A 23862-nucleotide genomic window follows, 5' to 3' on the forward strand; every position below is an offset into this window, starting at 1 on the left:
ATGACGATGAACAATCTTGCTGGAAGGTCAGTCGTCTAGTGATGCTTTTTCTATCACCTCAATACATATATGCTATATGTATTGTAACAAATGACTACGGCAAAACAAGGGAGCTATTTCACCGTGGCATTGACAAAGACAAAGAGCAAGGCAAAGTCAAATCACGTGGACTAAAACATCATTGGTGCTCAATAGACTTGCAAGAGCATTAATGTAATCGTCATTGCCAAGTAATTGTTCTGGTTCTTTAAATGCAAGCACTGCCACTTTCTTTCCCAATGTCTCAAAACTATTTGCTTTGATTGTATTAATATAATCGACAAGGCTGTTATACCATTCATAATTCCAGAAATTATTGTAAATGGTATCATTATAACCACTTATACGTTCACGTGTTGTGTAACTATTAAGAATTTTATAAGCTTTATTAATTGGCCACACATCGCTCGTTGAACTGGTGAAATCTGTTGGTGTTGTGTACCCAAACCGTTTGTTTGTTCGTACACCGGAAGACGCATAACTGTAATAATCATCTTCCGGATAGAGCATGGAATCTGTCATATAATCTGAAAAAATGAATTTATTCATTACATCTTCTGGAATCATTTCAAACGAACTATAGTAATTTGCAATATTTAAATAGTAATCAAAGACGTAGACTCCTGTGCCATATGGAAAGTTGATAAAACCGCCATTTATTTCATAGCCGACATCATTGTCATTTACATAAGCGTAAACCATAATCTGTTTGTCGCTCAGGTTATAATAGTAATGCTCTCGACCGACATTTTGTTTCCATTCGCGATCCCCGGTATTCTTTTCTTTGACTCTTTCGTAGTTAACATATCGAAAAGTCCTTGCAATACCCGTTCGATTAGCATTGAGATAATAGAGCACGCGTGCCCCTTCAATCATATTTATCTCAGGGATATACTTGCCTACCGAGTAATAGTTAATCGTTGATTCTACTGGTGCACCTATAGCAGTCGTCGTTCTTGTTTTTTCCACACTTGCGACATCATGGGTTTCTAAGGCAAGCGTCGCATAACCATTGCTGTTTAAAATAGGGGTAAGCTGTGATGCAAATTGCGACTGTATATACGCATCTGTCGTATAGCCATTAATGTTGAAATAGTTTATTGTTACTGGTTCGTTATCATTTGTTACTTGAGCATTTACACTTGGTGCAATATTATCAACTTCTACAACATGCTTTTCATCAAAATAACCGTCATACGTCGTATCATAAAGGTAAACAGGTGTCATCCCGGACATTGCAGTATATGTCTCATCAACTCTCGTTCTAATCATATACTTGCCGACACTTGAAACCTTAAAGTCTACTTGTGGCATATTGGCACCTTGATAAACGAGGTGCACAGGGTGTTCGTAATAATTACCGTCATTGTCTGAGTCATACCAGTACATAACGCTCAGCAGTCCTATTTTGTCGCCGTCAGGCGAATAGCTTCTATTGATAACCGATATGGTCGCATTATTCGCATCATTCGGATTCCGATAAACTTTGTTCACAAGCTCCATCACGGCGACTGGCGGTTCATCCGGTGCAATGGTAATGGTTTTACTTGCCTGCCCTGAATAGCCAAGGGGGTTTTTCAGTGTTACGGACATGTTAATCGTTCCCGCTGTCGGTACACCAAAATCAAACTTTCGGCTGCCGTCAGGATCAGCAGGTGAATAGACACCCGATGCCGCATTAATGGTGCCGCTTGAAACCCACCAATCTGTTTGACTGTCTACAATGGGGAATTTATCAGGACTGTCCGACTGCATGCTCGACACGGTGATCTTACGGTATGGTTTGAGCTGCCCTTCGGTATGTATAACGGCATCAACTGTAGGCGGCAGTACCATGGTTGTATCTTCGCCATAGCCACTGTAGCCAAGGGTATCAATGGCAACCCCTGTAAAGGTCTGTTCACCTTCCCTTGTAAATTCATACTGCGTATTTAAATAGCCATCGGTTGGATGTTCAACGACAATGTCAGCGCTCCCATCATTTAAGATAAGATAATCCAGTGCGCCCGTGACGCTGCTCCCGCGTACTGTAATCCCTTTTGTATCACCGACCTTTGCCGTTTTGGGGGCATTGACTTTGACTTCCGGCGGCTTCGGCTCGCCCACCACAACGGTCATATCATCCCCGCTTGCCTCTAGGACGCGGCCGTCTTTTAGGGTAACGCTGACGGTAACATTCCAAGGCTGTTTAATTCTTTTATCAGGATTGTCGACAAAAGGTGCACCATCAATGGTTCGATGAAATGTCACGGTTGGATTAATAACACTTGCATATTGGCACTCACCGTCAAGCCACACGGCAATATTCGCTACATTTGCAGTGGTGACTTTATAAAGTGAGATGTCAGCGGTAATGCTGACATCGACATCACTGCCGCTTGATGTTTTATACCGCGGATTTGCCGTTACAAGACAGCTCGCCGTGGGGACAGCAGGTTCTTCAACGGTGACGATGACTTTTCGCGTGAGGTTTCCTGACTTTTTTGGGTCACTTTTAAAAACGGTATCCAGTACGTAACTGCCGCTGATTTCAACTTCTTGTGTGCCCACCGCCAGTTCGCTTCTGTTAATGCGCACCGTTCTGTTAACCGTCTTTCTCAGTACAGAAAATTCTGCTTCTGAGCTGTCAATCACGCTGCCATCTTTGCTGATACTAGCTTCAAACTGTTTGACATGCTCTTTTTTCATAAACTGATTGTCCGGTACAATGACTGCCGTATACGAAGTATTCACTTCAACAAATTGCTGATCGGATGCCATTGTAACGGCAATGTCATTGTTTTGAAGATTCAGCGTTAACCACTGGTCGACGCGTGCATTCGACGCCATGCCATCGCCAATCCATGTTTGATAATATTTACCGCGCTCCGTTCGCACTGAAAAGTTCGTATACCAACCGCCAGCTGTAAGCAGCAGCGTTTTCATGTAACTATCGCTGTAGCCATCAATGGGATACGTATTCAGTGCCCCCATTGACCGCGTATTGTTGATCGTTTCAACGGTGTACTGCGTATTGATGTCATTTGGATCAGTATTGATACCATTGCCGCCGATCCAGTGTGCGGTCATGTATTCACGCAAGCTTCCGTCTGTTACATCACTCCATGTATCTTGTGCATTTGCAATATCGGAGTATTGTTCAATCCACTTATTCTTATCTGACAGTGGCGCATCTGGTGGATAGTAGGCGTTGGTGACAACTTGACCACCTTGACTATAACCGAGATAGCGATAGCCTGTTGTACCCGTCTTTTGATCATTATAGATTTCTTCTGCCGAACTATTTTCATGGGGATAGCCAGCAGGAAGCATATCATAATTAATTATCTTTTCATTGCCGTAGACAATAAGGCCGTATTTATCGTAGACAGATTTATTGATGTATAGCGTTTTGCCTGTGCTGAAATTATCAACTTTAAGTGGCAATGATTGCGCCACTATAAAATCCTCAAAGGACGTATAGCCGCTATAATTTGCCGCATAAGTAAATAACGGCGATGCGACATCGGCGGCACTAATGGGGACACTGCTTATAAGCAAGGCAACAATTAAAATCATGGATAGATATTTTTTCATTTAATGACTCCTTAGTGAATCTAATGAATCGTAAAAAAGATGTGCAACCCACCTAGGTCTTTCGAAATAAGCGGCACAACAATATCGACATTGCCAATAGTTTTCACCGCGTCGTAATCAGGATAATTGTTACGCCCAAAATTGACATAGTAATTCATATGTGTTTGTTGCACGTAATCCGCAATTTCAGCACCATACGCCTCACCAAAAAAAGCTTTAATAGATTCTTTCAAAGGTGTCATATAACGGTTATCATATCCCTGCTTCCAGTATGTTTCTGTTCTTTCCGTATCATCATCATAGAGGGCATTGATAGTTAGCTTTACTGTGGCGCCTTTTTGGGTTTCAGAACCATCATAGGTTAAAGGGTCAAAATAGTGATCATGATGAATTCTAAACTGAAAATATGGAAAACGATTATAGTAATCAAGTTTATTCCCCAGTGTTACAAGGATAAATTCACGATGACCTTTCAACTCATTTACTGGACTTCTCGTTGTATAAAGACCTGAAAATCTTTCCAATCTCGCCATGTAGTTTAAAAGATTGTTTAGTCGGGCTGTGAGATCCGGCGTATAAGTATCTTTCACCACGAGATCACCATAACCGCCGCCGCCATCTACAATTGTGAGGACGCCATCTTCAAAGGTGCTGATGGCATATTCTGGTGATAGATGTTCTTCTTGGTATTCAGGCGATTGTGACTGCACCCACTCAAGCCATGATGAATCGCCTTCAAGTGGTTTATCTTCTTCAATCGGTGCGCGCAGACTGTCATCTAAAAGTTTTGAGATCACAACACTGGCTTCGCCCCTTGTGGCACTGCCAAGCGGTCTAAAGGAGCCGTCACCGTAACCTGAAATGAAATTAAAGGCATAGGCCGTGGTCACTTCTGTTTTATAAGAAGCTGAGACATTGACGAGATCGCCAATTTGCTTTTGTGCTTTCGTGACAACGCCATCTGTGATGACCGTTTCGCCGCCAATGGCATCATAAGCTTTGACGATAATCGATGCCATTTCTTCCCGGGTAATAGCCGTTTCGTAGTCCGCTGCTGCCGTTGTATAATTTTCAAGCAGTTTCATTTCGATGGCTTTTTCAATGTAAGGCATACCCCAGTAAGCATCAGCTGGCGCGGTCGCATCTAGCGTAATCGTCCCTTCGCTTTCAATCGCTTTAAGTGTTAGCACGATAAACTCAATGCGTTTCAGTGTATTATCAGGTTTAAACGTGCCGTCGCCATAACCTGAGATGATACCACGATCTGTCAGTGACGAGACATAGCTGTTTGACCAGTGGGTGGTCATGTCAGAAAAGCCATTGCCATTACCATTAAGACTACTGTTGCTATCCCCGCCGCCGTTATTCGCCGCAAATGCAAAACCGGAAAGACATAATACCCCCGCCATTATACCTGTTGTCACTTTGATTTTTAGATTTTTCATTCTATGTATACTCCCCTCAAATTTATCGTTTTCAATCGTACGCTGTTTCTTGTATGCCGCATATTTTACGCTGCCTGTTGACTTTAAAAGTGTGTTCATTTTAATGAATGGTTCACATTTTCAGTCCGTTTTCATAAAGCCAACGCCATTGCTGATACCATGACCTGTTTGATTATTTATACTATTAAAACTTTTATACATTATTATAACATAAATACAATTATTTCCAAATCCTAAAAGCATCTCATTCTCAGCTTTTTTGCATCATAATCACCTTCATTCTCATACGATGACATCCCATGGTTCGCTACTCGTGGTTTACTGTTTAATTTAAAACAGCTTTACAGTGCTCTACATCCTCAAAATGCGCACAAAAAAACATGTCTTGCACTTCAGCGTTAACATGTTTTTATTTAATGCATCTATTTAATTGCATAACCGCTTTATCAAGCATCTTTATTACGACATACCTTGTATAATCGGCCCCGATTCATTAGCGATTCCTTTGATAGCCGGCATCCGCTACCGCCTGTAGTATTTGCTTGCTAAAAGCTTCTTTGATTTGACCGCTTTCATCAAAAGCACTCTCATTGAGATCTACCCTAATCTTTGGGCTGAGATTATACTGTTCAAACCAGTGTTCATAATGCGCTCTCAAATCTTCCATATAATCTCTTGGAATTAGATCACCCTCAGTAGAACGATTGCGCTTTGCAATACGATGAAGCGCCGTATCAACACTGACATCGATATAAATCAGTAAATCCGGTACGCGAATAAAGGTAAGCATTTGTTTAAGTACCGCTTGATAAATGGCAAATTCATCTGCTGTCATCTGTCCTCTGTCATAAATGGTGCGCGCAAATAATTCATCACCATATATTGAACGGTCGAGAATCGCACGGCTACCCTCTGCTTCGATCCGCATAATATCTTTAAAACGATCATTTAAAAACATAATTTGAATAATGGCACTCCAGCGCTCCGGCGCCTCATAGAACCGATCCAGCATACGCTGAGCCAATGAATCATCACCATCTGATTTTAGTTCCTGATAAAGCGGCATACCCAATGCTTCGCTTAAATAATGCCCAATACTACTCTTACCTGCACCGATAATGCCGTCAATTACGATTGCCATATTATGTTCGCTTCCCTGTTCTTTATAATGGTTGATCATTGCTGATGAAAAACGGTTCATAAGGTGATCCCTTTCATTACAACTTTTTATAATCGTAAATCATATCCTGTGCTTTTTTAAGAAGCACTTTGTTTCGCGGTTTCATTTGAACGACTTTTAATAAATAATTCTTAGCACCTCTAATATCGTCAAATTCTGCACACAGCCTTGCGAGCTTGATGGCGAGTTTTATTTCATCATCTTGACTAAGTGCCATCGTACCATTATACCATGCATCTTCATAGTAGACTTTCAATACTTTACGCGCCTCAAGTGCGGTAGCTTGATCGCCGACATCATCCAGAAGCCAAGCGTATGTCTGCCACAATCTCGCTTTGACAAAACTGGATTTCGTAATCTGCTGAATCAGCAAATTCATCTGGTAGATATCATCGAAAATCTGCTGATAGTTTTCTTTAATCAGCACCTCGTGCTGAGGCGTTTCATATCTTGGCAGCGTCACTTTGAGCTCAGCGCGCACAAGGTTGTTAATCTTATGAAATTCATTGGAAAAGTGCGTATAGTGGCAGTATGGACAGCGCCAAATCTGATACCAAAGTTCATCAATATCATAAAAGTGTTTTCGAAAGTCGTCGTCCATGTGATCGAATTCCATTTTGGATGCCTTTACCTGATTAACTTTGAAGGTGTACTCACAAACCGGACACACCACTTCTTTGGAAAACAGATATTCCTGATGTACGGCAGGGAGCTGTTTATGATAATGCCTTTTGGCATTAATTCGAAAATCCGATTCATCTTTAATAATTTCAACCGCTTTTTTCGAATAATGGCATTCACCCATGGTTAACTTGTCATTATAATTTTCCAGCATATCACTCATATACGTTAAGAGTTCCATCGCTTTAAGCGGATGCGTGCTGATATACTGATCAAGATAGTTTAAATGAATATAACAAATGACAGAAGGTTCCAATATTTTTGCCGTATAAACAGCGTGTTCGCCCGCCAGTGCTCGTTCAGGTTCTACAAAAGCCCCGGGTCTAATCACTTCAACAAAAACATCAGGGCCAGAAGTACTTCGACTGAGCCCAACGGCCCCTGATTTAACGAGGAATAGGCCTTCAATGACATCGCCGATACTGTACAGTGTGGATTCAGGTTTCAGTTCCATTTCATTGATCATGCTGGCAAAGACTCCTTTCCTCACATTTTTGACGAACGCTTTGAATACGCATTGCAAGCGTTTTTAACATCGTATGCGCATACCTTGATTCAAGCATAATAAACTTGCTGAAGTTTTCTCTTGCGATGCAAAGGGTGATAACCGGTTCAACCGCAGTCAATGTCGCCGACCTGAAATGATCCCGGATAACAGCCATTTCACCAAATACCGCACCTGAATCGAGCTCTGCGAGCACAATGCTCTCACCGTCAAAATCACTCTGCTTGGAAACGCTTACTTTACCGGAAAGCAAGATATATAGCGCGTTTCCCATTTCTCCTTCCGAAAAGATCACTTCATCTTTTACAAACTGTTTAATGGTCCCAATTTCTCTTAAAGCTTCGTTCATCATTTCCCCCCGAAAATGTGATTAGGTTCTCTGCCTTTGGCGATAGCCAATGTAAAAACTAAAAATCGTGTTGAGCACTACGGCGGCTAAAATAACAATCAAAACCCGAAAAATGCCAAATTCAATTGAAATCCACGTCCCAAGTGTCGGCGATACCAGCCAGCCAAGGCTGCCAATCAACCCTTGTATGCCAAAGAGCAAGCCACGCTTATCTGAGGTCACCTGTTGTGCACTCATACTCGTCATCAGCGGCTCAATACCGCCAATGATAAAGAACATCAGTGTATAAGGGATCACGAACCCCCACCATCCTGATAGTGAATTGAGTACCACAACATCTACAAGTGCCAAAATCATCAGTATCTGAATGATTTTAATCTTATCATATAAATCACCAAGTCTGCTGATAACAATTGCCGAAAGCGCCGTTACCAATCCAATAACGCCGTTTAAAATCCCCGTCGTCGAAGAAGCTCCCTCTAAGCTGTTTAGCTGTTCCTGAATGTACAGTGGTAGAAACGGCGAAAAAACAGTCCGAACAATACGCTGCAAAAATAGCATAATGAGCAGCAAAACGATCGTTTGTGTTAAGATAGCTGTCATTTTCCCTTTCTTGCCATCTGATTTCGTCGCACTGATCTGTCCAAATGAGTTTTTGTCTTCTACTAACTTTAACGTGACAATCAAGAAACCAAAGAACATCAATACGGCACCGACAAAAAAGCTCACGCGATAACCATAAAATTCGGCGACAACACCGCCAATCAACGGTCCAAACGAATAGCCGACAAAGGTTGACGACGATAAAAAGCCAAGGGCAAACGACATATTCTCATCAGGCGTATTCGAAGCCACAAAGGCAGACGATGCAACAATCGTACCGGTAAATACGCCTTGCAGCAGTCTTAAAAAAACGAGTTGCCACACATTCTGCACACAGCCCATTAATATCAGCAGAAATGTAGCGGCAAAGGTTGCACGTTGAATCATGATTTTTCGGCCATAGCGATCGGAGAGCATCCCCCAGATAGGCGCCATCACCGCCATTGTTATCGCCGGAGCAGCGCTGAGCACACCCGAGAAAAACTTTAAAGCGACGGGATCCGTTACCCCTAATGTCTGAATATAAAAGGGAATAAACGGCAAGCCAAAGCCAAAACTCATCAATGAGACAACTTGCGATACCCAAAGGGTATACAAATTCGATTTCCAACGTTCCATGTAATCTCCTACTAAGTATGTTTCTTACGATGTCTATGTGATCATTATACACCAAAAACAAGCTTTGAGGCATCCATTCAACGCCTCAAAGCAACTTTAAAACTATTATTTTTTATGTTTGCGAATCGTACCGCCGCCAATGAGGAGCGTATCATCATAGAAGACGATTGCCTGCCCCGGCGTAACGGCTCTTTGGGGCATTTCAAAAACGACTTTAATCCCCTGCTTATGATGATAAAGCTTACAGGATGCTGCTTGTGCACTATAACGGATCTTCGCTTGGCACGCATAGCCGTCTTTAAAATCTTCAAAAGGAATAAAATTGACTGTATCTGCGTAAACCGTTTCAGAAAATACAGCCTCATTGTCGCCGAGGATCACGCGATTATTGACGACGTCAATGCCAACGACATACATGGGTTTTCCAAATGTAACGCCAAGTCCCTTCCGCTGACCCACTGTGTAGCGTGCAATCCCTTGATGCTTGCCAAGTACGTCACCACTTGTTGACACAAAATCGCCTTCGCGCATTTCTGAATTGCCGTTTCTGGATAAAAAACCGACATAGTCATCATCAGGGATAAAACAGATTTCCTGAGAGTCAGATTTGCCAGCAATCTGAATGTCAAACTGTGCTGCTATCGCACGTACTTCATCTTTTGATTTGAAAGACCCAAGCGGCATGAGAATATGTGCCAACTGCGCTTGCGTCAAATTATAAAGCGCATATGTCTGGTCTTTTTCAACGGCGTCTGACTGATGAATTTCATATCTTTGGCTCGCCTCGTTAAAATCAATTTTAGCATAATGTCCCGTTGCGACATAATAGGCACCGAGCTGTTTCGCCTTTTCAAGCAATGCATCAAACTTAACAAATTTATTACAGGCGATACACGGATTGGGCGTTTCACCTTTTTCATAAGAATCAATAAAATAATCGACAACTGTTTCTTTAAAGACTGCCTTAAAATCAAGCGCATAAAACGGTATGCCAATTTGGGCACATACTCTCCTAGCATCTTCAACTGCCGATAAACTGCAACACCCGCCTTCGTGCATTAAATGGGCATCTTCTAAATAAGGATCCTGCCATAATCGCATATTGACACCAATCACTTCATATCCCATGCGTTTTAGTTCATAGGCGGCAACTGTACTGTCGACGCCGCCGCTCATTCCAACGACCACTCGTTTATTGTTGATCATTTCTTTCCCTTTCCTCAAATGGTTCCAGCATTGTGCAAAGCACCTCTAACATCCTATCAACTTCCTCGACTGTTGTAAAGTCACTCGTTGAAATTCGAAAACATCGCTTGGCTTCCGCTTCCGAAAATCCCAAAGCCTTTATCACATGAGAGGCCTGCATAGTGCCTGAACTGCATGCTGAACCGCTTGAAACAGCAATTCCTGCCATATCACAGCCGATAACGATACTATCCCCTTCAAGATACGGCAGTTGGACATTGATAATTGCTGAAACACTCTTTTCTGAATCAACCGCTTCAAAGCCAATAATCTTGATTTCCTGATGTATTTGTTTTAATCGTGTGATGATATAAGTCTTTAACATCGCGGCATGTTCAAGGTGTTCGGTCATTGCTTTATAACGCGCTTCCAATGCTGTTACAAAGCCCATAACATACGGCATATTAATAGTATAACAACGCAATATTTGCTCAACGAACGGCGCTAGCTCGTGCTTTACGAGCAGAATGCCGAGTCCCTTTGGTCCATGAATTTTATGGGCAGAAAGTGTTACAAAATCTGCACCTAAAATATCTAACGTTAATTTTATATGACCAAGTGCCTGAACAGCATCTACGTGTGTCAAAATATTAGCAGATTTAAAGGTATCTATCCACTTGTAAACCGGCAGGATACTGCCAATTTCGTTATTGACATACATCATTGTTGCAGCACCACCTTGGCCGTCAATCTCATTATGGTGAAGCGGCATGCCAATACGATCAACGGCCAGCCGAATGCGTTCGAAATCTTCAAAAGCATTGGATTCAACAGTCCTGTATATGGAAGCGTGTTCAATCGCCGTATAAAAAATACGTCTACGCCCTGCTGATTTGCGTATAAGATCAGCCATTACATTTAACGCAATATTGTTTGCTTCACTTCCGCATGATGTAAAAAAAACATCATATTGACTTGCACCCAACAGTTCAATGATCCGTTGCCTTGCCTCTGACAGTATCTTTTCAGTTGTACGCGCGTCAAAATTAGTCGAAAAAAATGAGGACATCGTCTTGAGCACATTATCTCGCACTCTCGTCGTCCCCGCATTGTCTAAATATATTTTATCCATCTTAAATGTCCCTACCTGGCGCTCTTTATGCATCTATATCCTACAAATAAAGTAGGAATTCATCCATAGTATACACGCAGCCAAGGGCTTTGTCAATCAAAAAAAGGAGGAACGGATGCCGGCGACGCATCCGTTCGTGTGAGGTATTAAAACAAAGTTACATTCTTGTGGCGTACCACAATTAAAGGGTTCAAAATTAACAGTAATGAAATATAAGGATTAAGGATTTGTAATTGATAATTATTATCAGTTACTATATACAAATGATAACACTTCTCAATTAGTTTGTAAACCCCTTTTTTATATTTTTTTTATTTCCGTTTTCTACAGCATGCTTTTTTTTGAAATCAAAATATTTTTTACAAATATTGGTTTGTTCTATTGATTATGAACTTTTTGATAGGGTATAATATTCCTGAGGTGACATTATGAACATTTTAATCGTCGAAGACAACAAGTATCAACTAGATAATCTCAAGAAAATGGTAATTGAAGGGCTTGGTGATGAACGCGGCAATATTTATTGCGCATCAGATATCGCTACTGCAAAAAAGATTTATGCCGAAGACGACATTCACTTTTTTATGCTGGATATCTCCCTTGGTTATGAAAGCGGATTAGAACTTGCAGATGAAATTCGCAATACAGCCAAATACAGCGATGCATTTATCGCAATCATCTCTGCACATAAGAAATTTGAAGATAAAGCGTTTACGCATTCTAAATGCCATGTGTTTGTCGAAAAACCCTATAAGAAAGATGCTATTCTTGAGCTTGTCAATCACGCACTTGTCAATTACCTTGAAAAAGTATAAAACAAACCCCAAGCATAAGCTTGGGGTTTGTTAAATTGTATTAAGAAAATTATTCGCTAAGCATCTCCGCTTCAAAAATTTCAAAATCACATCGATAAAGTGTAAGGCGTTTATCGTCAATGAGTATTTTCGTAGAATCTGGCAAACTGCTATCCTCTACAAGCACTTTATCGCCTTCGTAAACACCGACGAGTACACCCATTTGATTTTTAACAAAAATCACACGCTTTAAGCCAACGAGGTTTGACGTCACATTATTAAAAAAGCGATCAACAGTCGTCAATGATCCCGACGCATTTCTCGACGTGTCAATTGTCTGCGTTTCATTATCCGCTTCTACCGCAGTATCCCAATCAGCGTCATTTGTTGAAGCCTCACTATTGGCTAAAGCATTGGTCAGCCCTTCTTCTGAAACAACCATTGTTGAGCCGACATGCTGCCACGTGTAACCATCAATCGTTATAAGAATAACATTGTCAACTTCCGAAGGCTGCATATCCGTACTATCACCAGTAACGCTGAGCGTTTTATTGCCAAAATCATCATAGACATCAAAAGTACGCTCAATGCCAAATGTCTCAGCTTTAATATCTTTAATTTGACTCTTTACCTGAGTGCAGCCTGTCGCCAATATCATCACGCATAAAAAAATCAGAAGCCGGCTTATATTTTTTTTCATTATTACTCCTTTCAATTGTCTTGCGACATCTATAAACTATTTATATTATAATAGTAAAAGGTTAGAATTACGTAAAAGGACCTCTCATGACTGATCTCTTTGTATCTTTAAAAAATTGGATGATTTTATCTTATCAAGAAATCATCACAATAAAACACAATCTAGCTGAAACACATGCCGGCAGCAATTCTTCATTTCGTGCGCAATTATTAGCCGAGCAGGTGCATCATGCATTGAATCAGCATTTAAAGGGCATGACTGAAACCGAAAAACAGCATATTCGACGTGATCTTCTTAAAAAGTGCATTGTCAATTCCCAACGCGACATCTATCAATTAGATGTGCTGGAAGCTATCTGCGATATGGAACCAACTGTTGAAACACGCCTTGAACGTTCAAAAGTATGGCTCAAAGCCAATACGGATTTATCGATTACAGATGAGGATATCACCGCATATCTTGAAAGCTTAACGCCTTCACAAATTATTGCTGTACCTTCCGTTAAATCTTCAATAGATGATAAGATTGATGAAAATGATGAAAAAAATATACGGTTTCACATCACATCGCTCATACGGCTTCGTTTTCGTACAGTGCCATTTGCAAAAGTACTGGTACTCGCTGTCAGCATCCTTATGATCACACGTGTAACCGCACTTAATGCTGGGCAGGAACTGCAAATCAATTCACCATCCCAACATCAAAGTCCGTCGTCCACTATTGGAACGCCTCATACAGCTCAACTCATAACACCATTGGCACCCCATCTGGAAATTATTAAGGCCGTCAAAATGCAATCAAAGCAAGTCATTGCAATCAACTATAAAACGATTCACAATCCCTATTTGCCTGAAAATGCACCTTACAGCTATCGACCTATAGACTACCTGTCACTGAGAAATTATCTAAGCCCTGAGCGCAATAGTTACCTCGTCAATGAATCCTTTTTAAATGAGATCATCATTCTGGCCAAAGTCAATGATCTCGACCCGTTGCTGCTGCTTGCCATTATTGGTCAAGAGCAAGGATTCATTCCAGAAACTTCAAGTGCCAAGCATCGAATCGTCAACAATCCATACAATGTATTCAGAAGTTGGCAGCATTATAACACCTCACTCAACGACACCACTGTTATCGCCATTAAACTCATACAGGACAGGCTGACAACCATGCCGACAGGTGCAGATGCATTTGAATGGCTCAATGTCATCTATGCGGAAGATCCAAACTGGTCCAGCGGCGTTTCCAGTCTTTACGATACGCTCAGTCAGTATCGCATCAATCTGTAAAGTGAAGTGTTGTCTTTGACAGCAAGCGCTCATCTGTCTGCTCCAGCAGCTGCTTGTCAGCTGTCAATACATATAGCATTATTTCTGTATCCTGCGCCGCATAATATTTTGCATATAAAACGGCATAAAGCACGATGGGCTCAAAAGAACCCGCGATCAATTCTGGCGAATATGCCGCAGGTAATGGCGAAGGGCCGAATTGCAAATCATGCATTAGAAAGTCTCTCTGTGGGTGTGTCACGCCAGTTGTTTCTATACGTAAATCATAGCGTGTCCACCGATCACTTCCTGCTGTATAGACACCCTCTTCTGTTTCTAATACTTCATATTCAAATTTCAACCTTTTATCAGGGCATCCCAATGCAGACAAAATTAGCTGCGTATAGTCATAGTGCGGCACAGAAGCCAGCAGTATCGGTTTCTGCGACCAATCGCCACCGGCATTGCCAATGACGTACCCGCCAAAAAAAGAAGCATAATAGGGACTCTCAACATCATAAAAGGCAGCATGTGCTTTAGAACCATAACCACTGAAATCACCAAATGTATAATAGATTGTCAATTCAGTATTTACATTGTTCATTCGATTATAACCGCCTCTGTCATTATAAGTGAGCATTTGTGGATACCAAGCCAAAGAAGTATCACTATCATGCACAGGAATTGACAGTGCAATTGCCTGATCTGCTGTTCGATTTTCATAAGCTTTGGATGCTGTCATCACAACCCGTGACCTTAATCGCGGCAAATATAAAATGGTGAGTAGACTGCCGATCAATACAGATAGCAAGATGAAGATGATCATTAATCGTCTATTTATTTTCTTAACGTTTCTTATCATAGCCACCTCTCCGTTTATAACAATTATGGTCATAACAGTTAAGGCATTCTATTCAAGCAACTGCTGCTAAACTAGCAATTGCAACCTTCATGACCTATGCTGCTCCATATCGAAATGTAAAAATACTCATTTTCTCAAATATCACATTTTCTCTATTATAATCAGCCCCTATGCAAAAGGCAACCGTTGAAGGCAGTCATTTCTTATCGGAAAGACTTATAGGAAGACAGAATCGAAAAAGGAATCCTAGTTGGGCGTCTAGAATTCCTTTTTCTGAGATTTTCATTTGTAGGATGTTTACCATAGAGGTAATTTGAAAACCGATAAAGTTTTCACATCTAGGATGTATCTAAATTATAGCGTAAGCGTTCATATAGTGTCATCAATTTGAAGTTATGCCAATGTAAAGTTTATGTAATTTCACACATGTGCTGAAATACAGTTTTTAAACTGTCATCAAAATGTCATAACAATAAACTTGATTTATCACGAAAAAGGTCTATACTATCATTCGGATGGCTATCATGCCATATCTTGTATGACTTTGAAGGTTCTTATGAAACGAAAAATAATCCTGGCGATACTCATTTTGATCGCCATTATAACTGCAATTGCAGTCTTTTATAACGATCGCATTAACATATTGGTTTTGGGAATTGAAGGCACGCGAACAGATACGATGCTCCTCGTCTCCATGTCGACTCGCGACAACGCAGTCGATGTTATTGCCATTCCACGTGATACGTATTATCCAACAGATGGCAAGACGAAGCTTGGACAAAAAAAGCTCAATGCCGTATACGGTTTTAAAGATGTTGGGGGCGTTGATGGCGTATCCCATGCAATTTCCAATATCCTCGGAATCGAGATCAATCATACTGTCACCGTCAATTACGATGCCGTCAAATCAATCGTCGATTTGCTCGGCGGCGTTGAAATCGACGTTCCTTTTGACATGCAATATGATGATCTTTATGCAACCCCTCCTCTCCACATTGATTTTAAAGCAGGGCCACAAGTCATTACCGGTGACAACGCTATCGGCTATCTCCGATTCAGGAAATCAAACGATGGTAAAATTCGAGAGGGTGATATTCAGCGAATTGGGCGACAACAAGCCTTTATCGCCGCCGCTGCTAAAAAGGCAATTGGTCCCAAATTACCTTATATCGTCTCTGGTGCGATCAAAGAAGTCGAGACTGATTTATCCATCCCTGATGGTATGCTTTACACCATTGGCATGCTAGGCATCAATGATGCAAAGATTCACATGCATACCTTGCCGGCAAAGTCCATCGGAACAGGATCAGACGGTCTCAGTTATTACTATTATGATGCAGACGCCACCCGCCAAATGATGTTGGACATCTATAACGGCATGCCTGCAAAAGCGGAATCAAATGAAGCACAGCAGCATCAAATAGTAACCGTTAATTGACATTATGAAGGCATTTGCTGTATCATTTCTTTTAAAACAGCAATGCCTTCTTTTATTGTCGTCTCCCTTAAATGACCATATCCCAGCAGCAGTTTATCCTGATGCTGCAACTCACTTGTGCAATACTGCTGAACTGTCTGAACAAATAATCCCCGCATTCGACACCTTTCAATAAAATGATCATTAAAAGCATGACCTGGAAATTGAAGTGCTAAATGCAAACCAGAAGCATCTCCCCACGGCAATACCTGACAATCAAACTGTTCTTCAATTGCCTCTAAAAGGATCTGCCGTTTTGCCGCATAAATACGACGCATATGTTGAATATGCTTATCCATTTTTCGCGTATTCAAAAACTTTGCTAATGCCATCTGCTCCAAAATTGGATTCTGCACATCTAAGTAATTCCTAAAATGCCGCCATTTCGTCTGGAGCGATTTCGGAATCACTGCGAAACCTATTCGAAGTGCCGGAAACAATGTTTTGCTAAATGTCCCGACATAAATCACACGTGATGCATCCATTGCATAAATCGGACTAATGGGGGCGCCAAAATAACGGTATTCGCTATCGTAATCATCTTCAATAATATAAAAATCGCATTCTGCCGCTAAACGAATAAGCTCCGCACGTGTTGAAGCTTGTAATATGCCGCCAAGCGGAAACTGATGCGACGGTGTCGTATAAACAGCGGCAATGGGCACTTTTTTTAAAGCAGTTGTCTCAATGCCGCTTTGCGTTACCGTCATCCATTGAATCATAGAACCAGAATCGGTTACAGCAGTTCGCATCGCCGGGTGTGAAGGATTTTCAAGTGCAAATGCACAGCCTTCTCGCTTTAATATTTCTACAAGTAGAAAGAAAGCTTGCGTTGCACCGGCAGTAATAAAAATATCCTCTATGGGCACATGCATATTCCGACTTCTCATCAGCCATTTCGAAATGGCTTCACATAAAGGTTCGTAACCTTTGGGACCGCTATACGTTAAATCCGGCGTTGAAAAATCATCGACAGCTTCACGAATCATTTTACGCCATTGAGTCTTTGGGAAAAGCGAAAGATCTGGCTGTCCCGTTTTAAAATGCCATTCAATTGGTACTTGTTTCATCGCTATGGGCTTCTGAACTGCTTCTGGAACATTTCGTGTTATGACAAGTCCATCGGCGACACGTGATTGCGCTCCCTGTTGTGTAACAATAAACCCCTCAGTCCAAAGCATTTCATAAGCTTCCGAAACCGTATTTCTCGAAACACCTAAGTCAATTGAAAGTGCTCTCGTCGATGGCAGTATTTCACCTTGTTCAAGCTCCCCCGCTAATATTTGATCTCTAAATGCTGTAAAGATCTGACGCGAAAGCGTCATTTCATCATCTCGATTCACTGTAATTCCCCACATACAAAGCCTCCAAACTGGTACTGTAAAAACCATATCAAACTGGCACTTTATTCACTCCAGTGTTCACTTTATAATAATAACAAATGCTATGAAAAAGTCAAAAGGACGGTTTTCAATGAAAGAGGAGGTCTAACGATGTTAAAATTCGATCAAAAAGTCCCCGTACAATATCCAGGGACTAAGATTGGTATTCTGGTTATCAAAAACATAGATGTTTCAGCGTCTCAGAACGAAACAGACAACGAAACATTTTACCAGACCATCAGAGCAAAATATGACGGTCTTAATCGACCCGCTTTAAAAGCTATTGCACCCATAAATGCCTACGTCACCTATTACAAGCAGTTTAAACAAAGCTATCATCTATTGCCGCAGCTTGAATCTATCATCAGCGGCAAACCACCCAGAAATGCTAAAACCGCATTGCTTCAATCGATGTTTTTTACCGAAATTGAAACAATGCTGCTCACTGCCGGTCACGATTTGAGCTGCTTAACGCCCCCGCTATCGCTCAGTATCGCATTCGGAAATGAGCATTATCAGTCGATTTCAGGAAAAGAGGTCACTGCTACCAAAAACGATCTCATTTTGTATGATGCGCAAGGCGTCTTCTCAAGTATTCTGCGCGGCCCTGATTCTAGAAGTAAAATCACAGCCAAAACACGTGATGCCATTTTTACGGTTTACGCACCTCCAATAATTAATACAGCATTAATTGAAGCACATTTAATGACACTTGAAAAACGCATTAAAATAACTTCACCTGAATCCATAACTGAATTAAAACAGGTTTTTGAATGTTGAATCATTAGCCATTGACCAATAAAAAAGAGATGTTCTCCAGTCATCAGCTTCCACCGAATGGGACATTGTGTCCCAATGGTTTTGTTTGCTTGGAAATCATCTCATTTTTTATGTTGCGTTTTAAATTATTCAAACTTATAGTGACATCATTTGTCTGCGGTCATAACGTGCAAAAAAATACATGCACAACGTGCTGAACAGCATTATGCCGCCGATAATCTGCCACGTTGCATCAACGCCAAAGTGCTCCACTAAAGTTCCTGATGCCAACGGTCCAATCGTATACCCGGCACCGATAATGATCGGCAGAACAGCACTCATCCTACCGCGATGAGACGAAGGCGTTCGCGCAATAATGTACGGCATATAACTGATGGTAACCATAATCTCACCCAAGGTTAGAATAACGACACCGACCGCCATACCGAAAATGCCGATTGGATAAGCAAAACTCGCAAATCCTACTGTGTAGAATATCCCGCCAATGAAAATTCTACCTGTGTTGGTAATTTTCGAAAGTCTCGCTGTAATTATTGGCGTCATTAAAATGACGACAAGACCATTGAAACTAGCGAGAATGCCATACAGCCAAACACCATTTGAAAATCTGTCAGCCGCTGTAATCGGAAGCAGAAATCCCCATTGAGAATAGACAATGTTATAGAACATTAAGATCAGCGAGAAGACGAGCAAAATGGGAACTGCCTTTAAGACCTTGATAATCGAACCTTCAATAGCCGCCTCAGAAGGTGCTTCGTGGTGAATTTCTTTTACAAACAATACAATGAGCCCAACTGCTATGAGCAGCGTAAGACCATCTCCTAAAAAGAGCCATTTTAAATGGTTTTCAAAGAGTAGACTACCGAGCGCTGGCCCTATGACAAAACCGACGTTGAATCCCAAATAGGTTAATGAATAAGCCCTCGCTCTATCTTCTGGTTCCGTTACATCTGCAATTAACGCATTGTGTGAGGGATCTGAAAAACCGATAAAGAAATTGGCCACCATGATCAGATAAACGGTTAACATGCTCACAGGAAACAGCGAACATGCCGCAATAGCAACGGCTGCCAACCCGTCACTAATACAAATAATCACTTTTCGACCGTAACGATCACTAACCTTGCCGCCGATCAGGCTTGAAACGGCAATAATAATACCACTAATGGAAACATAAATCCCCGCCTCTGCTTCGGAAAGTCCAATTTTGCGTGTAAAAATCAATGTGAGCAGTGGGTGAACAAAAAGGCCCACAGCATTAATAAGCCGTGCAAAAAAAATAGCATAGACTTGTAGAGGCAATCCGCGATATGGTTCCCAAAATATTTGTTTCACCCGATCTATCATAAAACCGCTCCATTCAGAAACTATTTTTTACAAATTATTTAAAGGTTGCAATTGCATAATATCTTTAAATATCTGTATTCGGTTTATTCAGTGAAACATTTCAGCAGATAAACCACTTTCAATCGCAATAAATTCTCTGGCAATTGTTTCTTGATCATATCCATAAACGGTCATTTCATATAAGCAGACAGCTGCCAGCGTTTCATTTGATATGAGAATATCTTCTTCAATTAATATTTCTGCATTCGACCACTCTTCCCATTTGGTAAATCCAAGCGTGAAATCCATGTCTTCTTCTCTCGCATAGCCGGATACGACAAGGTATGCATCCTCATCAATATCGTCTTCAAAATCCGTCATTACCGACGGATCCATCAAGGCAATGTGTATTTCAAACGCTTCAAATGTGAAAGCCGGCGTCTCATTAATATAGTTAATCACTCGTTCAAGTTCAGCTTTATATGGCAGGCATTCAGGATAAAGCGATATGAGCTCTTCCATTATCGCCGCTTTCTCTGTAAGTTTCAAAATTTGTTTTAAAGTCATGTAGAACCTCTCAATATTCATTTTAATTCCACACCATTATACACTACTTTATTCTGCAATTAAATACTGAAATTAGGGTGATAAAATGTTACAATATTTTTATGATTAATTACGGAAGGGAGCTCTAATAGATTTATGAAATATAAAGTTGGCTTTTTAGGCGGCGGCAACATTGCAAAAGCTATTATCGGGGGATTTATCAACAGCGGCTTGTATAAGACAGAGCACATTATTGCCAGTGCGAGAAGTGAAAAAACTATTCGAGAACTTCAATCGCGATTTGGCATTGCGGCAACACTTGATAATGCACTCATCGTTCAGCAGTCTGAAATTGTTATTATTGCCGTTAAACCCTATATGATTGATGCTGTCATTACCCCATTGCGCACTTTGTTTACTGACAACCATATTGTCATTTCCGTCGCAGCAGGTGTCAGCACCCAAACACTCAAACAGTACTTTGATGATCCGGTAAAACTTTATCGCGTCATGCCGAATACTCCCGCACAGGTTGGTGCCGGCATGAGTGTTATTTTTACTGACGTCTCAGAAGACGAACCCTCCTGTCAAACTGTTAAGAAACTCTTTGAATCCGTTGGCCTCGTCGAGGTTCTCAATGAATCGCTGGTACACGCCTGTATTGCCGTTCAAGGCTCCTCACCTGCCTACATGTTTATGATGCTTGAAGCAATGGGAGATGCAGGCGTTAAACTTGGTTTACCTAGAGACAAAGCCTACTTGATGGCTGCTCAAACAATGCTTGGATCTGCACAAATGCTTTTGGAAACAAAAATGCATCCCGGTGCACTTAAGGACATGGTCACTTCCCCTGGCGGCACGACGATTGAGGCAGTTGCCAAACTTGAAGAATCCGGTTTTAGGCATGGTGTCATCAAGGCAATGGTCGCTTGCGCTGACGTTTCTGAGACAATGTCAAAAAAGTAGGACAAACGGCGCTGAGTACGATCTCATATATTTAATCTCGCCACTCGCGCTTAACGCAATAAAGCGCTTATTAGCTGTTAAACAGTTAATAAGCGCTTTTTATATTAATCTAATGATGAGAAAAATCACTCAACTAAAAAAATAGCATGATCGCCTTACGTTGATTCTTTACATAATAGGTTAATTTACCATCTTACAAAAAACAAATCGATTGCAGTAAAAGGATTGTCATTTAAATAGTAAAATCACCTCAACTACGGCTTAACTGATTCTATCAATCAATTGTTATGCGTGTTGCCTTTATCAGCGTTTTTATCGGGACGCTTTTCGTTGCGTTCACCGTCGTTCTCTTGACGTCCATTTACTTCGCCTTGTCCTTTCGAGTGTTTTGTCGAATCAGCATCCTCTTCTGTAGACTCACGCTTTAGATCATCAGTGTTATTCTGTCCATTTTTCTGTTGATTGTCACTGCCGTTTCCTGGACTATCGGTGTTGCCTTGACCGTTAGCGTTCGCTGGACTATCGGCGTTGCCTTGACCGTTAGCATTCGCTGGATTATTGGCGTTGCCTTGACCGTTAGCATTCGCTGGATTATTGGCGTTGCCTTGACCATTAGCGTTCGCTGGACTATCGGCGTTGCCTTGACTGTTAGCATTCGCTGGATTATTGGCGTTGCCTTGACCGTTAGCGTTCGCTGGATCATCTGCGTTGTCTTGACCGTTAGCGTTCGCTGGATTATTGGCGTTGCCTTGACCGTTAGCGTTCGCTGGATCATCTGCGTTGTCTTGACCGTTGCCTTTTCCATGATTGTCTACATTGCTTTGACTATTGCCGTTGTTATCACGATCCTTGCCGTTGTCTGGTTTTGACGATTCATCACGGACATTATTCATATCAAGGGGTTCCTGTAAATCATCATCAACATCCTTGACTTTCTTCCCATTTGACTTTCGTGGAATTTTAGTCTGTATAAACATACTTGCATGCTCGTTGGCATGCTCTAAGGCCGTATCGCTTGCCTGTGGCGTTTGCACTTGCATTTCCGATTCTGAGGAATCTTGAGCAGGTATCGCCGCATTATCATGTGTTAAGACATAGGATGTCATCGAAATATTTTCATCCTTTGATACATGGTATACATCAGCATTCAGTGTTGCTGTATAAATCGAGACATCTTCTTCAAATACCGTTTGTTCGGCATCGGCGACAATTTCATCAAGGAGTCGATCCGGCTCCGCTGAAAAACCATTTTTCAAAACCGTTGCAGCTAAAAAAACATCATCATTTGCCGGGGTTAAATAGAGCGCATCGGAGGCCTTAATAATGGTCCCAACTGCATCGACTGCCGTCTTACCCTTTAATGGCTCTACGGTTGCCAATAAATCTTCTGCATCCTCATTGTGTGCTTCTATTCGAAGGATTTTAGCCTCGCGGTTAAGCAGCAGTGTCATGCTTGGATTAATATCTACTGCGAGTGCTGCGTACACTTGTACCGCATTAAACTGAAACATGCCTGCCATTAAACATAACAGCAGCGCCGGTACCGCTGCGTAAGCACGCCACAATTTTGGTAAACGCGCTTTGCGATAAACAATATCATTGTCTGTGAACATGACGGGCTGACCCAGATGCATATCACCAAGTTTTTGGATTCGCACGATTCTGCCATCATTGGAAAAAACGTATGCAACATCTGTTTCTATCGCCATCACACGTCCTTTATAGTATTTCATCGCGCTCACCTCCTATCACCTCGTCGATCCACGATGTTATTTGAGAAAAATGATAAATAAATGCCAAGCTGGCAAATAGAATGTACCGTTGATGAGCATATAAAAAACGTCTTGTTTCAAGTTTCTGTTTAACAAGCATCGCAATTGGTAATTTAAGGGTTGATTGGATCGCGGCTACAATGGCCGTCATTTTTGAGAGCCGACCGGCACATTTTAGTGCTCTAACACGCGTATCTCGATGCGCTGGTGATTTGACCGCCATGCTGTCGAAATCCAATCGGTATTGTTTTAGCAGTGCCCGAAATTCATTTAATTCTATTTTTAAATCCAGTTGATCTTCAACCGCTGTCACTTCAAAATCTTCTTGAAAAGTCATCGTCTTTTGATGTTTTGACGATTGCCGCAGTGTATCCAGTACGCGATTCTTAATGACGACACCTGCAAAACTTTCAAATGCGCCTTTTTGTACATCGTACTTATCAATGGCTTCATTCAACGCTTCAAGTCCAACGAGAAATTCAATATCGTTTTCTGTTTCGACATAACGTCCCATCGTTTGTGAAACCATGTAAATGACAAAGGGGGTTTTATCTGAAATAACTTGATTGCGAACTGTTATATTGTGCTTTGCCTCAATAATCGAGTGATTATTCATGAAAAGAATCCTCCATACTGAAGCCATTATACGTCATTTGCACAGTGTCTGCAATGCAGC

General features: G+C 41.4%; 20 protein-coding genes. 5 read left to right on the forward strand and 15 right to left on the reverse strand.

Annotated elements, in window-relative coordinates; all coding sequences use genetic code 11:
• Positions 1-156: 156 nt before the first annotated feature.
• From KHM83_RS08020 to KHM83_RS08055, 8 genes are all read right to left on the reverse strand, one after another.
• Entirely contained in the window at positions 157-3615 is a 3459-nt protein-coding gene (locus KHM83_RS08020) for an Athe_2463 domain-containing protein (RefSeq protein ID WP_213236482.1), read from the reverse strand.
• Between the two features lie 20 nt (positions 3616-3635).
• The gene (locus KHM83_RS08025; RefSeq protein ID WP_213236483.1) at positions 3636-5060 is read right to left on the reverse strand and encodes an S-layer homology domain-containing protein; all 1425 of its coding nucleotides are present in this window, start codon (positions 5058-5060) and stop codon (positions 3636-3638) included.
• A 493-nt stretch (positions 5061-5553) separates the two neighbouring features.
• Positions 5554-6261, reverse strand: coding sequence for a deoxynucleoside kinase (locus tag KHM83_RS08030; RefSeq protein ID WP_213236484.1), 708 nt, complete (start codon positions 6259-6261; stop codon positions 5554-5556).
• 16 nt (positions 6262-6277) lie between these two features.
• Positions 6278-7387 carry a DUF2225 domain-containing protein gene (locus tag KHM83_RS08035; protein WP_213236485.1) on the reverse strand — a complete coding sequence of 370 codons (1110 nt, stop codon included), beginning with the start codon at positions 7385-7387 and terminating at the stop codon, positions 6278-6280.
• A complete protein-coding gene (locus KHM83_RS08040) occupies positions 7377-7775 on the reverse strand; it encodes a Crp/Fnr family transcriptional regulator (protein WP_213236486.1) in 399 nt (132 codons plus the stop codon). The genes KHM83_RS08035 and KHM83_RS08040 overlap by 11 nt, the downstream gene beginning before the upstream one ends.
• Positions 7776-7796: 21 nt before the next feature.
• Positions 7797-8996, reverse strand: a complete 1200-nt coding sequence (locus tag KHM83_RS08045) for an MFS transporter (protein WP_213236487.1) — start codon at positions 8994-8996, stop codon at positions 7797-7799.
• A 105-nt stretch (positions 8997-9101) separates the two neighbouring features.
• Positions 9102-10202 (reverse strand): tRNA 2-thiouridine(34) synthase MnmA, encoded by a 1101-nt coding sequence (mnmA, locus tag KHM83_RS08050; protein ID WP_246542962.1) that lies wholly within the window; start codon positions 10200-10202, stop codon positions 9102-9104.
• On the reverse strand, positions 10189-11313 hold the full coding sequence (locus tag KHM83_RS08055) for a cysteine desulfurase family protein (RefSeq protein WP_213236488.1): 1125 nt from the start codon (positions 11311-11313) through the stop codon (positions 10189-10191). Before KHM83_RS08055 ends, mnmA begins: the two co-directional genes overlap by 14 nt.
• Before the next feature lie 428 nt (positions 11314-11741).
• Here KHM83_RS08055 and KHM83_RS08060 point away from each other — a divergent pair, with 428 nt between their 5' ends.
• Positions 11742-12128, forward strand: a complete 387-nt coding sequence (locus KHM83_RS08060; RefSeq protein ID WP_213236489.1) for a response regulator — start codon at positions 11742-11744, stop codon at positions 12126-12128.
• A 49-nt stretch (positions 12129-12177) separates the two neighbouring features.
• On the opposite strand, the gene KHM83_RS08065 is transcribed toward KHM83_RS08060, so the two are convergent.
• Positions 12178-12807: a DUF5052 family protein gene (locus KHM83_RS08065; RefSeq protein ID WP_213236490.1), complete on the reverse strand. Its 630-nt coding sequence runs from the start codon at positions 12805-12807 to the stop codon at positions 12178-12180.
• Positions 12808-12893: 86 nt separating this feature from the next.
• Between KHM83_RS08065 and KHM83_RS08070 the strand changes: the two genes are divergently transcribed.
• Positions 12894-14096 (forward strand): hypothetical protein, encoded by a 1203-nt coding sequence (locus tag KHM83_RS08070; protein ID WP_213236491.1) that lies wholly within the window; start codon positions 12894-12896, stop codon positions 14094-14096.
• Here KHM83_RS08070 and KHM83_RS08075 read toward each other — a convergent pair.
• Entirely contained in the window at positions 14086-14937 is an 852-nt protein-coding gene (locus KHM83_RS08075) for a hypothetical protein (RefSeq protein ID WP_213236492.1), read from the reverse strand. The genes KHM83_RS08070 and KHM83_RS08075 overlap by 11 nt on opposite strands.
• A gap of 556 nt (positions 14938-15493) precedes the next feature.
• On the opposite strand from KHM83_RS08075, the gene KHM83_RS08080 reads away from it, so the two are divergent.
• Positions 15494-16375 carry an LCP family protein gene (locus KHM83_RS08080; RefSeq protein ID WP_213236493.1) on the forward strand — a complete coding sequence of 294 codons (882 nt, stop codon included), beginning with the start codon at positions 15494-15496 and terminating at the stop codon, positions 16373-16375.
• 2 nt (positions 16376-16377) lie between these two features.
• Here KHM83_RS08080 and pdxR read toward each other — a convergent pair whose 3' ends face one another.
• On the reverse strand, positions 16378-17772 hold the full coding sequence (pdxR, locus tag KHM83_RS08085; protein ID WP_213236494.1) for a MocR-like pyridoxine biosynthesis transcription factor PdxR: 1395 nt from the start codon (positions 17770-17772) through the stop codon (positions 16378-16380).
• A 135-nt stretch (positions 17773-17907) separates the two neighbouring features.
• On the opposite strand from pdxR, the gene KHM83_RS08090 reads away from it, so the two are divergent.
• Positions 17908-18576 (forward strand): hypothetical protein, encoded by a 669-nt coding sequence (locus KHM83_RS08090; protein WP_213236495.1) that lies wholly within the window; start codon positions 17908-17910, stop codon positions 18574-18576.
• 135 nt (positions 18577-18711) lie between these two features.
• On the opposite strand, the gene KHM83_RS08095 is transcribed toward KHM83_RS08090, so the two are convergent.
• A complete protein-coding gene (locus KHM83_RS08095) occupies positions 18712-19923 on the reverse strand; it encodes an MFS transporter (protein ID WP_213236496.1) in 1212 nt (403 codons plus the stop codon).
• Positions 19924-20010: 87 nt separating this feature from the next.
• Positions 20011-20469 (reverse strand): DUF6557 family protein, encoded by a 459-nt coding sequence (locus tag KHM83_RS08100; RefSeq protein WP_213236497.1) that lies wholly within the window; start codon positions 20467-20469, stop codon positions 20011-20013.
• 135 nt (positions 20470-20604) lie between these two features.
• Between KHM83_RS08100 and proC the strand changes: the two genes are divergently transcribed.
• Positions 20605-21414 carry a pyrroline-5-carboxylate reductase gene (gene proC, locus KHM83_RS08105; RefSeq protein ID WP_213236498.1) on the forward strand — a complete coding sequence of 270 codons (810 nt, stop codon included), beginning with the start codon at positions 20605-20607 and terminating at the stop codon, positions 21412-21414.
• A 278-nt stretch (positions 21415-21692) separates the two neighbouring features.
• Here proC and KHM83_RS08110 read toward each other — a convergent pair whose 3' ends face one another.
• Together KHM83_RS08110 and KHM83_RS08115 are read right to left on the reverse strand one after the other, a co-directional pair.
• Positions 21693-23147 carry an anti-sigma factor domain-containing protein gene (locus KHM83_RS08110; RefSeq protein WP_213236499.1) on the reverse strand — a complete coding sequence of 485 codons (1455 nt, stop codon included), beginning with the start codon at positions 23145-23147 and terminating at the stop codon, positions 21693-21695.
• Complete coding sequence (locus tag KHM83_RS08115; protein WP_213236500.1) at positions 23134-23802, reverse strand: sigma factor; 669 nt, start codon at positions 23800-23802, stop codon at positions 23134-23136. The genes KHM83_RS08110 and KHM83_RS08115 overlap by 14 nt, the downstream gene beginning before the upstream one ends.
• Positions 23803-23862: the final 60 nt, after the last annotated feature.

This window comes from Fusibacter paucivorans, assembly GCF_018390735.1.
Taxonomy (GTDB): Bacteria; Bacillota; Clostridia; order Peptostreptococcales; family Acidaminobacteraceae; genus Fusibacter; species Fusibacter paucivorans.

Excerpts from the sequence above, each read along its gene's own strand:
- KHM83_RS08020 (WP_213236482.1), bottom strand. The coding sequence starts at position 3,615 with ATGAAAAAATATCTATCCATGATTTTAATTGTTGCCTTGCTTATAAGC.
- KHM83_RS08025 (WP_213236483.1), bottom strand. The coding sequence starts at position 5,060 with ATGAAAAATCTAAAAATCAAAGTGACAACAGGTATAATGGCGGGGGTA.
- KHM83_RS08030 (WP_213236484.1), bottom strand. The coding sequence starts at position 6,261 with ATGAACCGTTTTTCATCAGCAATGATCAACCATTATAAAGAACAGGGA.
- KHM83_RS08035 (WP_213236485.1), bottom strand. The coding sequence starts at position 7,387 with ATGATCAATGAAATGGAACTGAAACCTGAATCCACACTGTACAGTATC.
- KHM83_RS08040 (WP_213236486.1), bottom strand. The coding sequence starts at position 7,775 with ATGAACGAAGCTTTAAGAGAAATTGGGACCATTAAACAGTTTGTAAAA.
- KHM83_RS08045 (WP_213236487.1), bottom strand. The coding sequence starts at position 8,996 with ATGGAACGTTGGAAATCGAATTTGTATACCCTTTGGGTATCGCAAGTT.
- mnmA (WP_246542962.1), bottom strand. The coding sequence starts at position 10,202 with ATGATCAACAATAAACGAGTGGTCGTTGGAATGAGCGGCGGCGTCGAC.
- KHM83_RS08055 (WP_213236488.1), bottom strand. The coding sequence starts at position 11,313 with ATGGATAAAATATATTTAGACAATGCGGGGACGACGAGAGTGCGAGAT.
- KHM83_RS08060 (WP_213236489.1), top strand. The coding sequence starts at position 11,742 with ATGAACATTTTAATCGTCGAAGACAACAAGTATCAACTAGATAATCTC.
- KHM83_RS08065 (WP_213236490.1), bottom strand. The coding sequence starts at position 12,807 with ATGAAAAAAAATATAAGCCGGCTTCTGATTTTTTTATGCGTGATGATA.
- KHM83_RS08070 (WP_213236491.1), top strand. The coding sequence starts at position 12,894 with ATGACTGATCTCTTTGTATCTTTAAAAAATTGGATGATTTTATCTTAT.
- KHM83_RS08075 (WP_213236492.1), bottom strand. The coding sequence starts at position 14,937 with ATGATAAGAAACGTTAAGAAAATAAATAGACGATTAATGATCATCTTC.
- KHM83_RS08080 (WP_213236493.1), top strand. The coding sequence starts at position 15,494 with ATGAAACGAAAAATAATCCTGGCGATACTCATTTTGATCGCCATTATA.
- pdxR (WP_213236494.1), bottom strand. The coding sequence starts at position 17,772 with ATGTGGGGAATTACAGTGAATCGAGATGATGAAATGACGCTTTCGCGT.
- KHM83_RS08090 (WP_213236495.1), top strand. The coding sequence starts at position 17,908 with ATGTTAAAATTCGATCAAAAAGTCCCCGTACAATATCCAGGGACTAAG.
- KHM83_RS08095 (WP_213236496.1), bottom strand. The coding sequence starts at position 19,923 with ATGATAGATCGGGTGAAACAAATATTTTGGGAACCATATCGCGGATTG.
- KHM83_RS08100 (WP_213236497.1), bottom strand. The coding sequence starts at position 20,469 with ATGACTTTAAAACAAATTTTGAAACTTACAGAGAAAGCGGCGATAATG.
- proC (WP_213236498.1), top strand. The coding sequence starts at position 20,605 with ATGAAATATAAAGTTGGCTTTTTAGGCGGCGGCAACATTGCAAAAGCT.
- KHM83_RS08110 (WP_213236499.1), bottom strand. The coding sequence starts at position 23,147 with ATGAAATACTATAAAGGACGTGTGATGGCGATAGAAACAGATGTTGCA.
- KHM83_RS08115 (WP_213236500.1), bottom strand. The coding sequence starts at position 23,802 with ATGAATAATCACTCGATTATTGAGGCAAAGCACAATATAACAGTTCGC.